Below are 1302 nucleotides of genomic sequence, written 5' to 3'. Positions count from 1 at the left end.
GTGTGGGTGTATCAGGTACGCAAGCGATGGAAAGAAGAAGGCCAGCGCCATAGTTTGCCGATGGGAGGTTATCGGCGATCCCGCATTGCGCACAAGGAAGCGCAGATTCGGCAATGGATAGAAGCCACGCCGGATCTAACGCTTGTCGAGCTCAGTGAACGGTTGGCTGCAGAAGGCATTCAGATCAAGGTGCCGGCGCTATGGCATCAACTGAACAAATGGGGGTTGAGTTTTAAAAAAAACCCTGCACGCCAGCGAGCAATCGCGCACAGACGGACGCCGGGCACGAACTGAGTGGGCCCGCGAGTAGCAGCATTGTGGTGGCCGACAACCTGTCTTGTCACAAGGTTCCAGGCGTCCGCGCAGCCATTGAAGCGGCAGGTGCCACGCTGCTCTACTTACCGCCGTATTCGCCTGATCTGAATCCAATCGAGAAAATGTTCTCCAAACTCAAAGCCCTATTACGCAAAGCCGCCAAACGAACCATGGATGCCTTATGGGCACAGATCGGCAAAGTGTTGGATCTGTTCACTCCGGAGGAGTGTGCCAACTACTTCGCTTCATGTGGATGTGTAAATAAATTAAAAATGCTTTAGTGCGTCTTGAAACAAAAAATAGCCAGAAAAAGTTGTGTTTTGCCTAGAATTGATAAAATCTCAGGAAAATTAAAGAAATCATAATTTTTGGATCAATGATGGTTATTGGCACAGATGCTCCTAAAAATAATTTATGCCGGATACAATTCGTATAATCTTTCAGTCAAAATGAATTATCCAGTGTGCATCTCGGCAAAATTGTGTAACCGATCTTTGCAATAAGCTGGAAATGAAAGTAAAATCGCGCGGTTCGAGGCATTGATAGGCAGCGTATTAAAAATTTAATGGAGAACAAAAGAATCATATGGCAAATACAGCGCAAGCTAAAAAGCGGGTGAGGCAAAATATCAAGCAGCGAGAGCGAAACTCTGGATTGCGATCCAGGCTGCGTACTGCGATTAAAAGCGTCAGAAAGGCAATAGTGGCTGGTGACAAAAATCTGGCCGAGACTGTGTTCAGAAAATCAGTCAGTATTATTGATTCGATCGCAAGCAAAGGAATAATCCACAAAAATAAAGCATCGAGACATAAGAGTCGTCTTTCTGGTGCAGTTAAGGCAATGGGTTGAGTTACTGAAACTAAAATCTGCGTATCAAAAAAATTTCCAGAAATGGAAGTATAAAATGTTGATAGAACAGCTACAAAGGAGAGAGAGATGAGATTAGGGGAGTATTTGAAGGGGATGCTGCTGTGTGCGGGCCTGTTG

Annotated in this window: 2 protein-coding genes and 1 pseudogene; all 3 read left to right on the top strand. The window is 45.5% G+C overall.

Annotated features, from left to right (window positions below):
* Positions 1-294, top strand: a 294-nt coding sequence (locus ABF86_RS11965) for a transcriptional regulator (RefSeq protein WP_160803643.1), incomplete at its 5' end; no start/stop codon positions are given.
* 20 nt (positions 295-314) lie between these two features.
* A pseudogene (locus ABF86_RS11960) lies at positions 315-596 on the top strand (transposase); the annotation flags it as partial.
* A gap of 304 nt (positions 597-900) precedes the next feature.
* On the top strand, positions 901-1164 hold the full coding sequence (rpsT, locus tag ABF86_RS11955) for a 30S ribosomal protein S20 (RefSeq protein WP_011634720.1): 264 nt from the start codon (positions 901-903) through the stop codon (positions 1162-1164).
* Positions 1165-1302: the final 138 nt, after the last annotated feature.

This window comes from Nitrosomonas sp. GH22, assembly GCF_009833115.1.
Lineage (GTDB): Bacteria > Pseudomonadota > Gammaproteobacteria > Burkholderiales > Nitrosomonadaceae > Nitrosomonas > Nitrosomonas eutropha.
The sequence above is the reverse complement of the archived record's forward strand: the minus strand, read 5'-3'. Positions and strand labels throughout refer to the sequence as shown.